The sequence below is a fragment of the Saccharibacillus endophyticus genome (genome assembly GCF_013185185.1).
Taxonomy (GTDB): Bacteria; Bacillota; Bacilli; order Paenibacillales; family Paenibacillaceae; genus Saccharibacillus; species Saccharibacillus endophyticus.
This window is the reverse complement of the sequence record NZ_JAAZWE010000004.1, coordinates 511,091-530,502: the sequence shown is the minus strand read 5'-3', so window position 1 is coordinate 530,502 and position 19,412 is coordinate 511,091. Positions and strand designations below refer to the sequence as shown.

Sequence of the window (19,412 nt, the reverse complement as noted above, 5' to 3'; positions counted from 1 at the left end):
GGTGGCAAAAAAATGTGGGGAAAGAAATTTTTCTTTTCCGGCGAAAAACGGCTTCGGCGGCTTGTGGCGGGCGTCTTCGCCGTCGGTCTTTTCCGCCAGCCGTCCGTCTGGTAAAGTTGGAAAAGGGAGCGAAAAGCCCTGCCATCGAGCTTTTCGCAGCCGGAGCTTGGACAGGAAAGGGGAAAAGCAAAAATGGACGAACGGGAAAAGAAATTTGTCGCGGAGATCGAGGACATCCGTCGAAGAATCGACGCGCGTCATACGAATGCACGGTTCCGAATGCTGTTTTACGACTTGGGCGACAATATCCCGGCAGACATGCTGGATACGGGGCGCGAGGTTCCGGAAGAGCTTCAAGATGAAGATGACGGCGAGTGGAAGTTCTGGAAGCCGGTTCCGTCGACGATCTCCGGCGAAGCGATCGACGCGCTGGAAACGAGGCTGCGCGCGGTTTTTCCGCCGGGCTTCCGCGCGCTGCTGCAAGCGTACCATCTGGTAAGCTGGACGTCCGCGGGGATGAGCGACGGCCGGGGAGGGTATGTCGGCGGGTGCATGTCGTTCACGCTTCCGGCGCTCGATACGGAAACCGGGCTTGCGGAGCTGGAGCGCAACGCCGCGGAAGATTGGGGCCCGCTTATCGCGGCAGGTTATCTGCCGTTCGCGATCGGCGAAGACGGCCAAGGGCCGATATGCTTCGATTTGAAGCAAAAAGGCGAAGACGGAGACTGCCCGGTGATCTGGATGCTGCATGACGATCTGTTCAATCTCGGCGAGGACGGCGTATCGATGCGGGAGAACGTAAAGCCGCACGTCAGGCAAATCGCCGATTCGTTCGAGGATATGAAGGCGATTTTATTGGGCGGGGAAGAGGTTCCGGTTGTTTGAAACAAAGCAAAAAGGACTGTCCGCAAGCCGTAATTCGGCAGCGGGACAGTCCTTTTTTATGCGGTTTGAGGTTGCTTCGCGTTACGCCGCCGCTTCGGCTTGCGCCGCGGAGCGTTTGTTCCCTCTATAAATCAAATAAAGCGCCAGCGCCATGAATCCGAGCGCAAGTATCCGTTTGCCATCGAGATGAATTTCCAGGCTGTTGAACCAACCGAAGTGGTCGATCAGCATGCCGGCGACGAGCTGCCCCGCGATTCCGGCGATATTGGCCGCGATCACGCCGATTTTCGGCACGGCGATCACGGTCAACAGCAGATAGACCGTGCCCAGAAAAGCCGCGCTGAGCTGCCACTTCGGCGCGTCGAACAAAGCGCCGAGATTTCCGTTTCCGAAAAACAGGAGATAAAGCGCCAAAAACAGCGTGCCGGTTACGAATGTAAGCAGCGTCGTTTCGAGCGAACCGGCTTTTCGGCCCAATGTTCCGTTGATGGAAGACTGCGCGCTGAGCGTAATGCCGCCGAGCAGGGTGAACAAAATCATGAATGATCCCATAAAGGCCTCCTTTAATGTTGATAAGGTTTTAGGTCGTGTACGCAAACTTACTGAAGTGCATCTTTGCCTGTCTTTTCGTCCTCTGCCGCGTCACGATTTCGAAGACGTGCCCCGGCACGCCTTCGAAATCGTTCCTTGCATAGATCGAAAATTCAGCCAAATCTGCTGCCTTCGAAGTTTGCGTACACGCCCTAGTTGATAAGCAGCAGCGCGGCGGTCATGGAGACCACCGCGAGTATTTTTTCTTTGTTGACCGGCGTCGGTTCGCTGCCGAGCCAGCCGTAATGTTCGATGACCATGCTCATGACCATCTGGCCGATGATGACCGCCACCATCGTGACGCCTACGCCGACGAAAGGCACGCTGATCACGATCGAAGTCAGATAGACGACGCCGAGCAGACCGCCGAGCAGCGACCATTTGGGCGCGCGCTTGATCTGCGATATTTCTCCTTTTCCGAAAAACAGCCACAATAGGCCGACGATGATGGTGCCCGCCGCAAAATTGTAAAAGCTCGTCTCGACTTGGCCGATCGATTTGCCGAGTTCGGCGTAAATCGCCCCTTCGAAGCTGAGGGCGGCGCCGGCTAGAAGAGCCAGCAGATAGTAAAGGGGGCGCATATAATTTCTCCTTTTTCCAATAATTAAATATCTAGAAAAAACGATATATTAGCCTGAGAAATGCGGATTTCGCTAATTTGCGCAAGTGCGCGCGCAAAAGTCGGCCGTCCGGACAACTATCGCGGACGGCGATTTACAGACTCGTGCGGATTTCTTCGGCCAAGGCTTGAATCGAAGCTTCGTTTCGGCGGTAATACGTCCATTGTCCATGGCGGAAAGACTCCAGCAATCCTGCTTTTTGCATCATGTTCAGGTAGCTGGACACCGTGGATTGCGACAAGCCGGCTTTCTCCTGAATATCGCCGACGCATACGCCGCCCGCGAAATTCACGCCTTTCGGAATATGCGCGCCCTGCGCAGGAAAATGCTTTTCCGGTTCTCTGAGCCAAAGCAGCATGTTCAACCGCGTTTCGTTGGATAAGGCTTTGAATATATCGATAGTTTTCATACCGATATTGTATATCGAGATTTCCCGATACGTCAACCGAGAACGCATCGCGGCTTGGGCTGATTCGCATAGAAGCCGTTCGGAACTTTGCGCAAGCCGTGCCGGATCGACAGTGTTTGACGCTTCAAGCTTTTCGGACCGCGGCCTTGCGTTCCGCCGGTTCGCCGATCGGAGCGGCTTCCTGAAGCGCCTTTTTCCATGTCAGGTAAACCTTCCATGCGGCTCCGTTATCCAAGAGGGGCTTGGCCGTGTAGATCCCTTCCTCCACCGAACCGACCGCTCCCGTCAAGTGCAGGCGGACCGCCGCGTTCAGCAGCGTCTGATTATAATACGCCATATGTCCGCCGCCTTGCAGAACCGCTTCAAGCATATCGAGTTGCTTGCGCGCGGTCCATACGGGCTCATCGTCGGGAAGTTCCGTGTCCAGACCGTACATTTCGGGATCGAGCAGATCCAATTCGCAGTGTCCGTCTTCGACCGTATGGATACGCGTCGGCCGATGGATAAACACGTCCTCCGAACCTTCGACGCCCTGCACGATCAACGTTTTCCGATAACCGAGCCGCGTGACCAGCCGCGCCAGCCGATCGATCACCGTATTGTGGAAGACGCTCAGCACGAGGTACGGCGAGCAGGAATAATCGATCAGCTTTTCCGCCGTGTTCAGCAGCGTGCGCATGCCCAGTTCTTCGCGGATGCCGTGCAATTCCCCGAGCGGCGGGCACCATTTGGCGGAGTCGGCGAACAGGACGCCGCCTTGTCCGTCCGCTCCTGCCGATGCGTTCGTGTCCGCTGCCGCGATCGCCGACGCGCGGCTCAGCATGAGCGGATCGATACCGGCCGCGCGCAGGATATCATGCAGCACGACGCCGTATTTCGGCGGCAGCGGCGCGGAACCGTGCAGCGTAACCGGAACTCCGGCTGCCGCCACGACGAAGGCTGTCGGCAGCGAAGCCCAGAACGTTTTTTGCCGGCCGTCGTACGGTCCCGCGAAATCGATGCCCGGCTTGCGGCATTCCCGGTAAGCTTGTCTCCTCGCTACGGACACGAACGCCTCCAACTCCTCGGCGCTCTCCAGTTTCAGCCGCTGCGCGATCAGAAAAGCGCCGGTCTGGGCCGGAGTGGAGCGTCCGCCGAGAATCGCTTCCGCGGCCTCCAACGATTCCCCGTAGTTCAAGTCCCGCGCGCCGCGTTTGCCGCGGGCGACTTCTTTTAACAGATCGATCATGGCTGGGCCTCCTCAGGATGGTTCATGCAGCAACTGATAGACTTTCACGATGGATGTAGCGACGTCGACCATGCGCTTGCGTTCGTTCATGGCCTGCTTGCGCAGCAGATCGTAAGCTTCGGACTCGGAAATGTTTTTCGTTTTGGACAAAATGCCTTTCGCCATATCGATCCATTTGCGTTCTTCGAGCCGGGCGAGCAGCTTTTCCCGTTCTTTGGCCCACTGAACCCGCTCGTAGCATCGCCTGGAGCTGAAGTGCAAAATCCAATGGATTTCGGACGGCTTCATATGAGGGGAAAGAACGCCGTCGATCCGCACGTCGTCTTCGCATGCGGACACGGACAGCGTAGCGGTCTCTGCCGTACACCACCAGAGGACAGGGACGTTTTTGCGCGACATGAGCACGCCCGCCCAGTCGTTCATTTCGGTAATGGGAAGGGCCAGCACGGCGGCATCGGTTTCGCCTACGCGCTCGAATGCTTCTTCGCGGGTATGTGCCGATTCGATGATATAGCCGCATTCGCCGAGCAACCGGGCAGGATCGCTTTCGGTTTTCGCTGCGCCGGTCGGCGGATCGGAAGAGTGGTGCACGATCAGTAAGCTGTGCATGAACGACGCTCCTTATATTCAGAATCCGTTCGTTGATTGCGTTGGACGAGCCGACCGCCGATAACGCTCGCTCGACTCCGGATAGCGTACAGGCCAAACCAAAATCAGCCGACAACTCCTGTCGCTATTATTTGTGTTAATTTATATAACATGAATAAGGTTGATTTGTCGATTATTTTAAATTATCAAAAATTAAATGTCAAAATTGTTGACACATAAATGATATTCCGGTATAGTCGGTCTCAAGAAACGACGCGGATACAAAGATGTGTCCGACTGAAGCGGCAATGGCGCCTGCTCACCTTAAACAGCAACGGAACAAGCAAGATTTCCGAAGCGGGTGATGCGGGCTGTTTGTGTTTTCCGATACTCCCTCTGACCAGAAAAGGAGCGATTCCGTATGGCAAACAAACGCAAAAAATTGGTGCTCGTCGGCAACGGCATGGCAGGCGTCCGCACGATCGAACATCTGCTCAAATTGGCGCCCGACCTGTACGATATTACGATATTCGGCGCAGAGCCGCATCCGAACTATAACCGCATCATGTTGTCGTCCGTGTTGGCCGGCGGAGCAAGCATGGAAGAGATCGTGATCAATGATCTGGACTGGTACCGGGAAAACGGGATCACGCTGCATCTCGGCCAGGCCGTATCGAAGATCGACAGCGACAATCGCCGGGTCTACGCCGAAGGCGGCATCGAAGCGGACTATGACGAGCTGATCGTCGCCACGGGCTCCGACGCGTTCATCCTGCCGATTCCCGGCGCGGACAAAGAAGGCGTTATCGGCTTCCGCGATATCAAAGACTGCGTCGCCATGCAGGAAGCGTCCCGAAAGCACAAAAAAGCGGCGGTCATCGGCGGCGGATTGCTCGGACTCGAAGCGGCGCGCGGCCTGCTGAACTTGGGCATGGACGTTACCGTCATTCATATCAACGAGTACCTGATGGAGCGCCAGCTCGACCGTCCCGCTTCCTTAATGCTGCAAAAAGAGCTGGAAGCCCAAGGCATGAAGTTCCTGCTCAAAAAGCAAACGGAAGCCGTTCTCGGCAAGCAGCGCGCCAAAGGATTGCTGTTCAAAGACGGCAGCATGCTCGAAGCGGACCTCGTCGTCATGGCCGTCGGCATCCGTCCGAACGTGGCTTTGGCGCAGCGCAGCGGACTTGCCGTAGAGCGCGGGATCGTCGTGGACGATTACATGCGGACCAACGTGCCGGGCATCTACTCGGTCGGCGAATGCGCGCAGCATCGGGGCATCGCCTACGGATTGGTCGCGCCGCTGTACGAGCAGGGCGCCGTGCTGGCGAAAAGCCTCGCCGGCGTTCCGGTCGACGGCTATGCGGGCTCGGTCACGTCGACCAAGCTCAAAGTATCCGGCGTCGACGTGTTCTCGGGCGGCATTTTCGTCGAACCGGAAGGCGCTCGGGCGCTTCGGTATCAGGACGAGATCGAAGGCGTATATAAGAAGCTCGTCATTATGGAAAACAAGCTGATCGGAGCGGTGCTGTTCGGCGAGACGGGGGAAGGCGCTTCGTTGTTTTCCCTGATCAAAAGCGGGGAGAACATTGCCGGCCGCGAAAAAGAGCTGCTGCTCGGCCTGCCGGCCGACGCTCTTGCATCCGGCGGCGGGGGCGGAAGCGGCACGGCGCGGCTCGAAGCCATGCCGGTCGACGAGATCGTCTGCGGCTGCAACGGCGTCTCCAAAGGCGACATCGTCTCCGCGATCGAAGGCGGCTGCACCAGTCTCGGCCAAATCAAAGGCTGCACCAAAGCCTCGGCTTCCTGCGGCGGCTGCAAGCCTCTGGTCGAAGGATTGCTGCAAATCCATGCGGGCGACGACGTCGTGACGGTCAAAGAAGGCATCTGCGGATGCACCTCCTTGAGCCGCGACGAGATCGTGGCCGACATCAAGCGCATGGGCCTCAAAACGGTCAAAGAAGTCATGAACGTGCTGGAATGGAACAACGACGAAGGCTGCTCCAAATGCCGTCCTTCGCTGAACTACTATCTGGGCATGCTGTTCCCGGCGGAATACAAAGACGAGAAAGAATCCCGTTTCGCCAATGAACGCTACCATGCCAATATTCAAAAAGACGGCACCTATTCGGTCATCCCTCGCATTTACGGCGGCGTCACGTCCCCGACCGAACTGAAGCGCATTGCCGAAGTCGCGGAGAAATTCGACGTTCCGTTGGTCAAGTTCACCGGCGGACAGCGTCTCGACCTGCTCGGCGTGAAAAAAGAAGACCTGCCCGGCGTCTGGGAAGCGCTCGACATGCCTTCCGGCCACGGCTACGGCAAAGCGCTCCGCACCGTCAAAACGTGCGTCGGCTCCACCTTCTGCCGCTTCGGCACCCAGGACGCGATGGGCATGGGCGTGCGTTTGGAAAAAGCGTTCGAGCGCATGAACGCGCCCGCCAAAGTGAAACTGGCCGTCTCCGGCTGTCCGCGCAACTGCGCGGAAGCGACCGTCAAAGACTTCGGCGTCGTCGCGGTCGACGGCGGTTGGGAACTGCATGTCGGCGGCAACGCGGGCATCCATGTTCGGGCGACCGACCTGCTGGGCTTCGTCAAAACGGACGACGAAGTGGAAGAATGGGCGAGCGCGTTCCTGCAATATTATCGCGAAAATGCAACCTGGAACGAGCGTACCGCCCCTTGGGTGGAACGCGTCGGTCTCGATCATGTCAAACAAGTGCTCAGCGACGAAGCCGAACGCAAAGCGCTGCATATGAGGCTGCGCGACACCCTGGACCGCACCGTCGATCCGTGGAAACAAATCGTCAACGAACCGGAACTGCGCAAAAACTTCGAACGCCTCCCGGCCGCCGAAGCGGTATCCGTATCCGCAGCTGACCGTAACGACCGCAAAGAGGAGGAATCCGCATGAGCCAACAAGTAAAAGCAGGCAAACTGACCGATATCGACCCTTTAGGCTCGCGCCGCCTCAACGTCAACGGTCTCGAAATCGCCTTGTTCCGTCTGTCCGACGGCGAGATCCTGGCCGTCGAAAACCGCTGCCCCCACAAAGGCGGCGTGCTGTCCGAAGGCATGGTCTGCGGCCCGGTCGTCCACTGCCCGCTGCACGACTGGCGCATCGACCTCCGCAGCGGCGAAGCCCTCGACCCCGATAAAGGCTGCATCGAGACTTTCCCGACCGAAGTCCAAGCCGACGGCACCATCTACCTGACTGTGCCTGCTTCCCTGCTCGGCGCCTCCGGCACCGATACGCATATCGCCTGACCTGAGCCGTTCCGGATATTAGATCGGGTACGCTGATCCATTGCTTGTTTGACAACGTAGACTCCTATTTGAGACTAATCTTTGTCTTGCATGTCCTAAAAAGCAATGTAGAAGCGTCTGAGACCTTGATTTTGCTTGATTAAGATCCCCACGCTGCTGAATAGTCAACGAAGCGTGCCGCAAGAAGCAAATGCGTAAGGCTACGCTGCCTTTTCGTCAATGAAGCTGAGGCAAGTTGCAAAACAACTCAAACCCAATCTTTGAGCTTCGGGGGCTGGTATTTCATCTATCCCTACCCGCCACCCCCTGCCTCCCAAATTCACAGGAAACGAGCCGATGCCTCATGGACTACGTCAAACCAGCCGAAGTGCTGCAAACCATGATCGACGCAGGCAAGACCAAAGCAGAACTGTCCGCCGCGCAATTGTTGATCCGCAGCGGCCTGGCAGGCGCGATCCTCGCTTGCGCCACTACTCTCGCGATGACCGCGTCCGGTCAAACCGGTATCCCGATGGTAGGCGCGATCCTGTTTCCCGTCGGTTTCGTCATCATCGTACTGCTCGGCCTCGAATTGGTCACGGGCAGCTTCGCCCTGATTCCGCTGGCCGTTCTGGAGAAAAAGACGACCGTCTCCGCGATGCTCAAAAACTATTTCTGGGTCATCGTCGGTCATCTGCTCGGTTGCGGTCTGTATGCTCTCGCCTACGCGTTCGTCGCGACCAAAGCCGGAACGGATCTATCCAATCCGTTAATCGCGACCCTCGTCGGCACGGCCGAAGCGAAAACGCTCGCTTATCAGGCGCTCGGCTCGTCCGGCATGCTGCTCGTATTCGTCAAGGCAATCTTGTGCAACTGGATGGTCACGCTCGGCGCGGTCATGGCGATGACGTCCAGATCGACCAGCGGCAAAATATTCGCGATGTGGCTGCCGATCCTGATCTTTTTCGGACAAGGATTCGAGCATACGGTCGTCAACATGTTCGTCGTCCCGGCAGGCATGCTGCTCGGCGCGAACGTCAGCGGCATGGATTGGTTGGTCTGGAGCGGTATTCCGGTATTGCTCGGCAACTTCGCGGGCGGCGCTTTGTTTACGGGGCTGCTGTTGTATTGGGGATTGAAGCAAGGACGAGGCGAAGCGGTTCCTGCGTCATCCGTCGAAGCCGAACAAAAGCCTTTAAATCTGCCTGTTTGGAGGAAAAGCGTATGAGCCGTGGAAAAATTTCAATCGTCGGCGCGGGACCGGGAGATCCGGAACTGATTACGGTCAAAGCGCTGCGCCGTCTGGAACAAGCCGACGTCGTGATGTACGACCGGCTCGTGAGCGACAAACTGCTGGAGCATTGCCCGCCGGGAACGCTCAAAATCTACTGCGGCAAGGCTCCCGGGCGTCACGCGCTCACGCAAAGCGAGATTGACCGCCTGATCGTCGATTACGCGAAAGCGGGGCATCATGTGGTACGGCTGAAAGGCGGCGATCCGTTCGTGTTCGGGCGCGGCGGGGAAGAAGCTTTAGCCGCATCCAAAGCGGGCATCGAGTTCGAGATCGTACCCGGCGTGACGTCGGCTTCCGGCGCATCCGCATCGTCAGGCATTCCGCTCACCCACCGGGGTACGGCCGCTTCGTTCGCCGTCGTCACCGGAAGCCGCTGCGGCGAAGCCGATGCTCCGGTGCGCTGGGATCTGCTGGCGCAAGGCGCGGATACCTTGGCCGTCTATATGGGCGTTTCGCGTCTGGAAGAAATCAGCGGCGAGCTGATCCGTCACGGGCGCGATGCGAGTACGCCCGCCGCCTTGATCGAAAACGCGACGACGGAAGCCGAACGCGTGATCACCGGAACATTGGGCGGCATCGCACGACTGGCTGTTGCCATGAATGTAGGCAATCCGGCCATGCTGCTAATCGGCGATACCGTCGGCGTGCGAGAGATGCTGCGGCCGTCGGAATGGGAGAATCGGCATATCGTGTGAACCGGTACGAAGAAGTCGTCCTCTTCATGGCCTTGAAAGCCCGGCGTGCATAAAGCCGGGCTTTTTTACAACCCCAAAAACAAACACTTGTTCGCAACGAAAAATCCCTTTATACTGAAGACGACGTCCATTCCCCAAAAAGAGGAGAAAAGAAGATGACTGAAGCTTTGCAAATCCGTGATCACCTGCTGACTGAACTCGAAACGGGCGTGCGTACCGGAGAAGCGTTGATCCGTCTCATCCGTCCGGAAGACTGGAGCTACCGCCCGCAGGACAATATGCGCTCGCTGCCTGAATTGGTTCGTCATTTGGCCTTGGTGCCGCGGAGCGACTTGAAGATCATGCAAGAAGGCAATGCGGAAGAAGTCGGTGCGATCGAGAGCAGCCTGGACAACGAAACCGATCCCGAACTTTTGGCTGCCGCCCTGCGCGAAAGCTTCGAGCCGTATAAAGCTTACATCACTTCGCTGAGCCCTGAAGATCTGATGACCCGTTCCACCAAAGCGTTCTACGCCGAGTCCGGACATACCCAGATTCAATGGCAGATCGAGACATTGACCCACCTGTTCCACCACCGTTCCCAGTTATACAACTATCTCAAGCAATTGGGACACGAGCTTCATTTTTCGATGTTGTACATGTAACAGGCCGAATACCGGGATCAGGTTGCGGGCCGAAGACGAACAACATATGAAAACTTTCGGACAGCACAAAAAGCGCGGCAAAATGTCGCGCTTTTTGAATGTTCATTAAAGGAGTAAAAAGCAGTACGAAAAAGATCAAAGCCTTTTCTGCCGAACCGCCGCAAAGAGCTTAACCAGCGAAGCTGGTTAAGCCTTGTCGCCCGAAAGGCCGTAGCTGGCGCGGTACAGGGTGTCGGCGGCCCATTGGCCGTCGGTCCACTTTTTGTTGGCGCTGGCGCGTGCCGAAGCTGCCGTTCCCGGCTGCGGACGTCCGCCCGTGCGCGGCCGTTTGCCGTCGGCTGCGGCACGCGGTCCGTTTTGCGGCTTTTTCGGCGCGCGGTTGCGATTGGCTTCGCCGCCTGCTTGAGCATTGGCAGGCTTGCTGCCGTTCGCGCGTGCAGGTTGGCCTGCCGGACGATTTTTCGGAGCCTGCTGCGGCTTGGTACCTGCTGTTACAGGAGCTTTGTCAGCGGCTTGAGCTTGGCCCGCCGTTTGCGGAGCATTAGGCTTCGCCGTCGTTTTCTTCGGCGCGTTCGGACGCCCCTCGTTTTTGACTGCCGGAGACTTTGCTGCAGCTCTGTTTTCGTTTTGCGGAGCTTTGGCCTTTGGCGCAGGTTTTACGGCATTTTGCCGGGATTGCCCCTGAGATTGGCCTTGTGCGGACTGTGATTCTCCGCGGCGTCCGCGTCCTTGCTGCTGGCCTTTTTGCGCAGGCTGCGGAGCGGCAGGCGTCTCGCCGGTCATCGGATAAGCGTGGTCAGTGACTTCAGGGATCGTTTTGCCGATCAGCTTCTGAATGTCTTTCAGGTAAGGCAGTTCTTCCGTTTCGCAGAACGAGATCGAGATGCCGTCGCGTCCGGCGCGGCCCGTACGGCCGATGCGGTGGACATACGTCTCCGGAATGTTCGGCAGATTGAAGTTGATCACATGCGACAGCTCGTCGATATCGATGCCGCGCGCGGCGATATCGGTCGCGACGAGAACGCGCGTCGTACCGTTTTTGAAATTGTTCAGCGCCGTTTGGCGAGCGTTTTGCGACTTGTCGCCGTGAATCGCCAGCGCCGAGATGCCGGCACGGTCGAGCAGGCGCGCCACGCGGTTCGCGCCGTGCTTGGTCCGCGTGAACACGAGCGCCGATTCGATCGAAGCGTCTTTCAAAATATCGTTCAGCAGCTTCTGCTTATTCGGCTTATCGACGAGATAAACGGCTTGGCGAATACGGTCAACCGTCGACGAAACGGGCGTGATTTCGACTTTAGCCGGGTTCACCAGCAGCGAATCGACCAGGTCGGCGATTTCTTGCGGCATCGTTGCCGAGAAGAACAGCGTTTGTTTTTTGGCCGGAACTTTGGCGATGATTTTTTGCACATCGCGAATAAAGCCCATATCGAGCATGCGGTCGGCTTCGTCGAGCACCAGGATCTCGATGTAGTCGAGATTGACGTGCTTTTGGTTCATCAGATCGAGCAAACGGCCCGGCGTCGCGATCAAGATATCCGTACCGCGCTTCAGTTCGCGTTCTTGCGGAGTTTGCGAGACGCCGCCCACGATCACTTGGCTGCGCAGATCGGTATAACGGCTGTACGCCCGGATATTGTCGTAGATTTGAATCGCCAGTTCGCGCGTCGGAGTCAGGATCAGCGAGCGAATCGGACGTTTTCCGGCAGTCGTCGGAGTAGCGCCGGCCGACAGGCGTTGAATGATCGGAAGCGAGAATGCAGCCGTTTTGCCGGTTCCGGTCTGGGCACAGCCGAGCACGTCGCGACCTTCGAGGGCAACGGGAATGGCTTGCTGTTGAATCGGCGTCGGCGATGCATAGTTTTCTTTTTGCAGGGCTTTGAGGATCGAAGGGATCAGGTTCAAATCGTTAAATGTCATGATGGCTCCTTTTTATATGAAAAAAATCTATGGGATTCCGCGTCGTTTGTGTAGATGCGGGAAATTTTTATTGAAAAATGACAGAGTGATGCAACTTACAACTTTAACATAGAATCGAAAATTTAAATAGAGCCCTTTCGATTAAATCGCTCCGGATGCAGGCGTCTTTTTCGATATGCCAGAAAGATTTTAGGTTTGACCGGTATCATGGTTTATAGTAGAGCTTATTGGCTTGCTTAACGGCAACTGCCGAATATCGACCGGAAAACTGCGGGTTATGCACCGTGCTGCCGGAACATCCAAGGAGGAACTCGCAATGTTGTTTAAAACTGCCGGAATCAATCCCGTTACCTCGCTGCTCGAAGCAAGCCGGGAACTCAGAAAACGGGCCGAACAAGGCTTGGCGGTCGGTCGGTTGGAATCGGTGCATGCTTCGGAAGAAGCGCGCGAAATCGCCGAAAATTTGAATGCGGCGCTCAGGCTGTCCGCTCTGCAAACGGCGGATGCCGAGCTTCGTTTGAACCTGGTTTCGAAAGCGATCGAAGTCGGACTGTGGGATATGACCGTTATCGCGGGCGACCCGGTCAATCCGAACAACGCCTTTACGTGGAGCGACGAATTCCGGCGCATGCTCGGCTTCTCGGGCGAACGCGATTTCCCCAATATTCTGGACAGCTGGGCCTCGCGTCTGCATCCCGAGGAGCAAGAACGCGTGGTCGGCATCTTGGCGGCGCATTTGAACGATCATTCGGGCCGCACGCCTTACGACGTTCAGTATCGGCTGATGCTCAAAAACGGCGAATATCGCTGGTTCCGCGCGACGGGCACGACCACGCGCGACGAGAGCGGCGTTCCGCTTCGCGTGGTCGGCGCATTGTTCGATATCCACGAAAAGAAACTGCGCGAAAACGAGCTCGACGGGCTGGTGACGCGTTACGATCTGATCAATCAGGCGTTGACGGAATCGCCGTGGGACATGACGGTCATTGCGGGCGATCCCGTGAATCCGCGCAACGAGATCTGGTTCTCGGACCAATTCCGGCGCATGCTCGGTTACAACGGCGTCGAAGAACTTCCGAACCGTCTCGACAGCTGGGCTTCGAAGCTGCATCCGGAGGACGCGGAAGCGGCGCAGCAGGGTTTGGCCGATTATTTGAACGATTATAGCGGCCGCGCGGATCTGGATCAGGAATACCGTCTTCGCCACAAGGACGGACGATATCTGTGGTACAAGGCGAGCGGAGCGACGGTTCGCGACGCGAACGGCGTGCCGCTGCGCTTGGCGGGAACGCTGCGCGAAATTACGCTGGAGAAAAACAAGGAAGCGTTGGTCGATCGGGTCGGCGAACGAATCGCGCTGCTGTCGCGGGCGATCGAAGACATGGTGACCGGCATCGACTCCATCGCCGAAGGCGCGCAGGCTCTGGTGAACATGCAAAACAAATCGACGAAAGCGGCCAATCGCGCCAAAACGAGCGCCGACGAAACGCAGAATATCTCCAGTTTTATCAAGGAAGTGGCGGAACAGACCAATTTGCTCGGACTGAACGCGGCGATCGAGGCGGCGCGCGCGGGCGAGTCCGGCCGGGGCTTTTCGGTCGTGGCCGACGAAGTGCGCAAGCTTGCCGTGAACAGCGCGGAAGCGACCGGCAACATCGGAAGCAGCTTGAACGAGATGAAAGAGCAGATCGACCGTATCTTGAACAATATCGGCGCGATGGCCGAGCTGACCGGTGCGCAAGCGGCGATGACGCAGCAGGTCAATGCTTCGATCGTCGAAGTGCGCGCCCAAGCGAACGACTTGGTCCAGTTCACCGAAACGCTGCGATAGTCCGCTAGGAGCGGATACCGCAAAAATGTTCGAATGAGCGGAAATCCCGCGATTTTGAACAGTTGTAAGGAAATATGACAACTGAAGAGTCGAAAAAAAACATCCTTATAGATAGTGGAGGAAAATAATTATTTCATAACGCCTTCGGGCGTTTTTTTTGTCTGGTTTTTCAGTTATAGTGAAGGCATACAGCTACTTACTCCGGCCAGCGGGAGGTGCCAAAATGGCGGGCGGCAATCGGAATTTTTTCAGGAATTTCGCTGAAGCGGCCGGACATGTCGTGGATCTGCTCAGCAATCGTCTCAACGCGGCTTCCGTGATGGTCGTATCCAGCGAAGGTTCGGTCAGCACGGTCATCAAAGCATTCAACCGCGATAAAATCATTGTCGTCGAAGGACAGGAAATTCGTTTTGATCCGGCTTATTTCACTGACTGGACGGGAGCGCATTGGGACACGCCGGTAGTCATTCCGCAAACGTCCCAGCATCCGCTGACCCAAGATCAATCCCGGACGCGAACCGGAACGGACGCCGCCGGCGAATACGGTTTGATCGGCTTCCCGATCTCGTACTCCAACGGGCAAAAGTTCGGCGGATTGGCCGCTTTGGGCGCCGAAGGCGCTTTTTCCGATGCGGATCTGGAGTTGGTAACGTCAATGGCGTTGTTCCTGTCTTACATCGCGGAGCTGGAGCGCCGTAACGAATCGGACCTGCGGCATCTGGGTCGGCTGGTCGAAGACAAGCGTCACGTCGAAGAGATAGCGGAAGCTTATCGCGGAGAAGCTCAGGCCGCCAAACAGTCGACGCAGCAGAAAGCCGATTTTTTGGCTTTCATGACGCACGAGATCCGCAATTCGCTCAACGGAAGCATTGCGATGTCGGAGCTTTTGGCGACGACGCAGCTGACGCAAGAGCAGAAGCAGTATCTCGATATGGTTCGTTCCAGCAACGAGTTCCTGTTGACGCTGGCGAACAATATTTTGGATTTCAGCAAGCTCGAAGCCGGCAAGCAAAGCATCGACGTGTCTTTGTTCGATCCCGTTTCCACCATCGAGGATGTGGCTTCGCTGATGGCTCCGCGCGCGATCGAAAAAAAGGTTGAACTGATTTTGGACGTGGAAGACGGACTGCCAATGTTCGTTCAGGGAGATGCCGGCAAGCTGCGGCAAATTTTGCTGAACCTGCTCGGCAACGCCGTGAAATTCACGCACGAGGGTCAGATTCTCGTCGCGGTCCGTCAAAGCGGGCGAAGCGCGGACGGCGAGGTCCGCTTCGAGATCACGGTACGCGATACGGGAATCGGCATTGCGGCGGACAAGCTGGACGGCTTGTTCCAGACTTACCATCAGGTACACGAAAGCGACAGCAAGGTGATTTACGGCGGAACCGGTCTCGGTCTCGTCATCACGCGCAACCTGATCGAACTGATGGGCGGACGAATTACGGTGAGCAGCGAACCGGGGCTGGGAACGGAGTTCCTTGTCGCGCTGCCTTTTGCTCCGTATGCGGAATTCGATATGGGAGCGGCCGCGCCTCTTCGGTTGGACGGGCTGCGCGTGCTCAGTGTCGACGATAACGCTTCGGCATTGTCCGTGCTTGAGCGATTATTGTCCGAGTGGGGCGCTTTTTCCGTAGGCGTGCGCACGGCGGAAGCAGCTCTGGAACGGTTGGGGCGGGGCAGCTTCGATCTGGTGCTGCTCGACGTGCACTTTTTCGATCTGGCCCGCCGAATCGCCGCGCTCCCCGAAGCGCCGCCGGTCGCCCTGTTGGCTCCGCTCGGAACGGTGCCCGATTTGCAAGACTTGGACAACGTGCGTTTTACGGTGTTCAAGCCGCTGCGCCGATTCCAGTTGTACAGCGCATTGTCGGCAATCAAACAAAGCCCGGCTCCTTGAAGGAGTCGGGCTTTCGGCTTGTCTTGAAAGTTACGTGGGCGGGGAAGCGAGAAGACTGCGAGAGAAATTCGTTCCGGTCGCGTGTTGAAATCGGGAAAAAGGATTGAAATTTTATTTGTATTTTCCCTATTTCAAAGGCGAACGCTATCGCTCCTTCACTGAATTTCTCTCTCCGTCTTCTGGCTTCCAGCTACGTTTGGCTTTCGGGACACGCAAAAAGCCCGACTCCTTGGAGTCGGGCTTTTTGACTTGCAGAGAATGTGCTTGGGAGTTTTATTTAGTTTGAAAAATAGAGTTGGAGGCCGTCGGCGATGGCTTTGGCGGCGTTTTTTTGGTAGTCGGAGCTGGAGATGGTGGCTTCGTCGGAAGCGTTGGACAAGAAGCCCATTTCGAGCAGGACGGCCGGGACGCTGTTTTCGCGGATGACTTTGAAGTTGCCGAAAGCCAGTCCGTTGCTGCGGATGCCGGTGCCGCCTTTGAGCGGGGCTTCCATGGCGCGGGCCAGTCCCAAGTCTTTGGATTCGGAATAGAAGCAGACCAGCGTTCCGTTGGACGAAGCGCTCAATGCCGAATTGTAGTGGATGCTGACGAACGCGTCCGCTCCCAGCGAAGGAGCGAGCTGCGCTCGGGAAGCCAGCGAAGGGCGTTGTCCGCTTTCGGTCCGGGTCATTTCGACGCGGGCGCCGCGCGAAACGAGATAGTCGCGTACGTACATCGCCGTTTGCAGGTTTAATTCCTGTTCGACCAATCCGTACGTCGTGCCGATCGTGCCCGGATCGTTGCCGCCGTGTCCGGGATCGAGCACGATCAGTTTGCCTTGCAGGCTGCCCGATTGAATATCCGACGTGCTCGCTTTCGGGCTTTGAGCGGCCGCCGTGCTGACGTTGACCGCTTTTTGCGTTTGTACCGCTGCTTTGACGGTGGCGCTGCCTCCGCCTTGGAGGTACTTCGTGGAGATCCAGCCGTAAGCGCCGTAGGAAGTCTGAATTCGCGACCAGCCGCTTTGCTGATCCAAAACGGTTACGGCATCATTGCGGTTCGCGGAGCCGAGCAGGTCGTGGCTTTTGCCGGGTCCGCTGCGAATAATGACGGAATTGGCGGTCACCAGCGCTTTTGCGCCGGTCGAGACGCTGCTGGAAGCGGCGATCGAGCCTGTAACGGCAGAACGAGAAGCCGTAGAAGCGGTATTTACGGTCGCCGAAGCTGAAGAGCCGTTTTCGCGTTTCAAATAGTAACCGGCTACCCAGCCCGATGTCGAAGCATTTTCAACTTTAAGCCAGCCCAGGTTTTCGTCGGTGACCGTTACGACATCGCCGCTGCGCAGCGAGCCGACGACTGGCGTGTCCGGTCCTGCCGTGCTGCGCACGTTCAATGAGTCCGTATAGACTTTGGCGGTATAGGTATTGTCTGCGTGGGCTTCGCCTGGCGCAACTGCCAAGACGGCCGCACCGATACCGGCTGCCAGCGTCAGCGAGGCCAGGCCTTTATGTCGAAAAGCGGGAATCGGCTCGCCGACTTTTCTCGCCTTCGCCTGAATATCTCGCCTTACGCTCACCGAACGTTTGATTGAATTCATATTATGTACCTCCGCATTGTTCATTTTCATAAAGGAACGATCGCAAAAATAAATAAATTTAAAAGTCGGTATCGTCGATGCACATAGTTTCATTTCATAGTACCCGTTTTGACGAGAAAAGATGCGCTTTTCAGCAAAAATGGTTCGATATGCTCAAAAAAAGAACAGAAAAAGTCTGAATGATTAGACGAAATTGGAATCATCATAGGAGTCACTCATTTTTTGGATGTAACCAGCGAAAAAAAGCCCTGCCGGCATAGGCGCCGACAGGACTTTGAATGAAATCGGTATTTGCAGGCTTAGACTTGTTGAACTTTCATGACGTTCGTGTTGCCGGTTTGCCCGATCGGAATACCTGCGGACAGAACCACGGTATCGCCGGATTTGATGTAGCCCGCTTCAAGCGCGTTTTTCGTAGCCGCTTCGAACATTTCGTCGGTGCTGGTTACGGCTTCGCCTTTGACGGGAAGAACGCCGTACAACAGGCTCATTTTCGGCAGCGTTTTTTCATGTTGGGACACCGCGATGATCGGAGCTTTCGGGCGGTACTTGGAGATCATGCGCGCCGTGAAGCCGGACTCCGTCGAAATGATCAGGGCTGCCGCGTCGAGAACGAGCGAAGCGTTAACGGAGCTTTGGCTGACCACTTCGGTAATGTCGTTCAGGTGCAGAGCGCGTTTGCTGTTGAATTGTACGTCATAGTCGATCATCGTTTCGGCTTTGGCTGCAACAGCCGCCATCGTGCGAACCGATTCCAGCGGGTATTTACCCGCGGCGGATTCGCCGGACAACATGACGCAGTCGGCGCCTTGCAGAACCGCATTCGCCACGTCGCTGACTTCGGAACGCGTCGGGCGCGGGTTCACTTGCATCGATTCCAGCATGTGCGTCGCCACGATAACCGGCTTGCCTGCCAGGTTGCATTTGTCGATCATGAGCTTTTGCGCGGCAGGAACGTCTTGTACCGGCACTTCGACGCCCAGGTCGCCGCGGGCCACCATGATGCCGTCGGATGCTTCGATAATATCGTCCAAGTTATCCATGCCTTCTTGGTTTTCGATCTTGGAGATGATCTGAACGTGCTCGGCGCCTTTTTCGGCAAGGATGCGGCGGATCTCGCGAATGTCTTCGCCTTTACGCACGAAGGAAGCCGCGATAATTTCAACGTTTTCGCTCAGGCCGTAGTTGATATGCATCACGTCGCGCTCGGTTACGCCCGGCAGGCTTGTTTTAACGCCCGGCAGGTTCACGCCCTTGCGAGGTTTCAGGCGTCCGCCGTTCAAGATCGTGCAGTAGATTTCGCCGCCTTCGATTTTCAGTACGTCCAGCGCGATCAGGCCGTCGTCGATCAGGATGCGGTCTCCGACTTTTACGTCTTCGTTCAGCTTCGGATAGTTAACCCCGATGCGATCTGCCGTGCCGAGAACGTCCGGTTCGGTCGTGAGGATCAGTTGGCTGCCTGCGTCCAATTGAACGAATTCGTCTTGCAGTTTGCCGATGCGCACTTCCGGTCCTTTGATGTCCATCATGATCGGTACGAAGGTGTTCAGCTCGGCTGCGGCTTGACGGACTTTGCGAATACGTTCGCTATGGTCGGCCGGTTCGCCGTGCGCCATGTTCAGACGGGCAACGGTCATGCCGGACGTAATCATTTCCTTCAGCATTTCGACAGTATCGCAAGCAGGTCCCATGGTACATACAATCTTGGTTTTCATAATCGGTAAAAGCCTCCTCGGGTTTTCTTGAGCTTGGGGGTTGTTGTTCCTCCCGAAGCTTGAAGATCATCACGTGCTCGGCGTCGGGAAGATCGGGGCGCTTTTCTTCTGCGGACGAAACGCAGAGTCGATTTTTTCCCGAAAGGAGAAAAGGATTCGACGCAAACGCAGCAGCCGAGCAAGAATGCGCACCGGATTCGCTCTTTTATTGTATACCCGTTATTCACGGATTGATTGGCGCTTACAACAACCTTTTAACGTTATTGTACCGCCGGGGCAGGC

The 19,412-nt window shown here is 56.7% G+C and carries 16 protein-coding genes and 1 pseudogene; 9 read left to right on the top strand and 8 right to left on the bottom strand.

Features of this window, described 5'->3' with window-relative positions; all coding sequences use genetic code 11:
- Positions 1–192: 192 nt before the first annotated feature.
- Positions 193–885 carry an SMI1/KNR4 family protein gene (locus HRQ63_RS16935; RefSeq protein WP_172245882.1) on the top strand — a complete coding sequence of 231 codons (693 nt, stop codon included), beginning with the start codon at positions 193–195 and terminating at the stop codon, positions 883–885.
- Positions 886–966: 81 nt separating this feature from the next.
- Here HRQ63_RS16935 and HRQ63_RS16930 read toward each other — a convergent pair whose 3' ends face one another.
- The 5 genes from HRQ63_RS16930 to HRQ63_RS16910 form a co-directional block, all read right to left on the bottom strand.
- Positions 967–1,437, bottom strand: coding sequence for a DMT family transporter (locus HRQ63_RS16930; protein WP_037285497.1), 471 nt, complete (start codon positions 1,435–1,437; stop codon positions 967–969).
- A 191-nt stretch (positions 1,438–1,628) separates the two neighbouring features.
- A complete protein-coding gene (locus HRQ63_RS16925; RefSeq protein ID WP_172245880.1) occupies positions 1,629–2,057 on the bottom strand; it encodes a DMT family transporter in 429 nt (142 codons plus the stop codon).
- Between the two features lie 133 nt (positions 2,058–2,190).
- On the bottom strand, positions 2,191–2,505 hold the full coding sequence (locus HRQ63_RS16920; protein ID WP_037292483.1) for an ArsR/SmtB family transcription factor: 315 nt from the start codon (positions 2,503–2,505) through the stop codon (positions 2,191–2,193).
- Positions 2,506–2,629: 124 nt separating this feature from the next.
- On the bottom strand, positions 2,630–3,733 hold the full coding sequence (locus HRQ63_RS16915) for an anthranilate phosphoribosyltransferase (protein WP_172245878.1): 1,104 nt from the start codon (positions 3,731–3,733) through the stop codon (positions 2,630–2,632).
- Positions 3,734–3,745: 12 nt separating this feature from the next.
- The gene (locus HRQ63_RS16910; RefSeq protein WP_037285488.1) at positions 3,746–4,342 is read right to left on the bottom strand and encodes an ANTAR domain-containing response regulator; all 597 of its coding nucleotides are present in this window, start codon (positions 4,340–4,342) and stop codon (positions 3,746–3,748) included.
- A gap of 400 nt (positions 4,343–4,742) precedes the next feature.
- Here HRQ63_RS16910 and nirB point away from each other — a divergent pair, with 400 nt between their 5' ends.
- The 5 genes from nirB (at position 4,743) to HRQ63_RS16885 (ending at position 10,197) form a co-directional block, all read left to right on the top strand.
- Complete coding sequence (nirB, locus tag HRQ63_RS16905) at positions 4,743–7,232, top strand: nitrite reductase large subunit NirB (RefSeq protein ID WP_172245876.1); 2,490 nt, start codon at positions 4,743–4,745, stop codon at positions 7,230–7,232.
- Positions 7,229–7,585, top strand: coding sequence for a nitrite reductase small subunit NirD (nirD, locus tag HRQ63_RS16900; RefSeq protein WP_172245874.1), 357 nt, complete (start codon positions 7,229–7,231; stop codon positions 7,583–7,585). Before nirB ends, nirD begins: the two co-directional genes overlap by 4 nt.
- A 343-nt stretch (positions 7,586–7,928) precedes the next feature.
- A complete protein-coding gene (locus tag HRQ63_RS16895) occupies positions 7,929–8,792 on the top strand; it encodes a formate/nitrite transporter family protein (protein WP_172245872.1) in 864 nt (287 codons plus the stop codon).
- Complete coding sequence (gene cobA, locus HRQ63_RS16890; protein ID WP_172245870.1) at positions 8,789–9,553, top strand: uroporphyrinogen-III C-methyltransferase; 765 nt, start codon at positions 8,789–8,791, stop codon at positions 9,551–9,553. The genes HRQ63_RS16895 and cobA overlap by 4 nt, the downstream gene beginning before the upstream one ends.
- Before the next feature lie 155 nt (positions 9,554–9,708).
- Positions 9,709–10,197, top strand: coding sequence for a DinB family protein (locus HRQ63_RS16885; protein WP_172245868.1), 489 nt, complete (start codon positions 9,709–9,711; stop codon positions 10,195–10,197).
- 186 nt (positions 10,198–10,383) lie between these two features.
- Here HRQ63_RS16885 and HRQ63_RS16880 read toward each other — a convergent pair whose 3' ends face one another.
- On the bottom strand, positions 10,384–12,114 hold the full coding sequence (locus HRQ63_RS16880) for a DEAD/DEAH box helicase (RefSeq protein WP_172245866.1): 1,731 nt from the start codon (positions 12,112–12,114) through the stop codon (positions 10,384–10,386).
- A 277-nt stretch (positions 12,115–12,391) separates the two neighbouring features.
- On the opposite strand from HRQ63_RS16880, the pseudogene HRQ63_RS26425 reads away from it, so the two are divergent.
- The 3 genes and pseudogenes from HRQ63_RS26425 to HRQ63_RS16870 all read left to right on the top strand — a co-directional run.
- A pseudogene (locus HRQ63_RS26425) lies at positions 12,392–13,426 on the top strand (PAS domain-containing protein); the annotation flags it as partial.
- Between the two features lie 69 nt (positions 13,427–13,495).
- Entirely contained in the window at positions 13,496–13,945 is a 450-nt protein-coding gene (locus HRQ63_RS26420) for a methyl-accepting chemotaxis protein (RefSeq protein WP_268239484.1), read from the top strand.
- 223 nt (positions 13,946–14,168) lie between these two features.
- Positions 14,169–15,839: an ATP-binding response regulator gene (locus tag HRQ63_RS16870; protein WP_172245862.1), complete on the top strand. Its 1,671-nt coding sequence runs from the start codon at positions 14,169–14,171 to the stop codon at positions 15,837–15,839.
- Positions 15,840–16,116: 277 nt separating this feature from the next.
- Here HRQ63_RS16870 and HRQ63_RS16865 read toward each other — a convergent pair whose 3' ends face one another.
- Together HRQ63_RS16865 and pyk are read right to left on the bottom strand one after the other, a co-directional pair.
- A complete protein-coding gene (locus HRQ63_RS16865) occupies positions 16,117–17,415 on the bottom strand; it encodes an N-acetylmuramoyl-L-alanine amidase family protein (RefSeq protein WP_172245860.1) in 1,299 nt (432 codons plus the stop codon).
- Positions 17,416–17,714: 299 nt separating this feature from the next.
- The gene (pyk, locus tag HRQ63_RS16860; RefSeq protein WP_172246149.1) at positions 17,715–19,133 is read right to left on the bottom strand and encodes a pyruvate kinase; all 1,419 of its coding nucleotides are present in this window, start codon (positions 19,131–19,133) and stop codon (positions 17,715–17,717) included.
- Positions 19,134–19,412 lie beyond the last annotated feature (279 nt).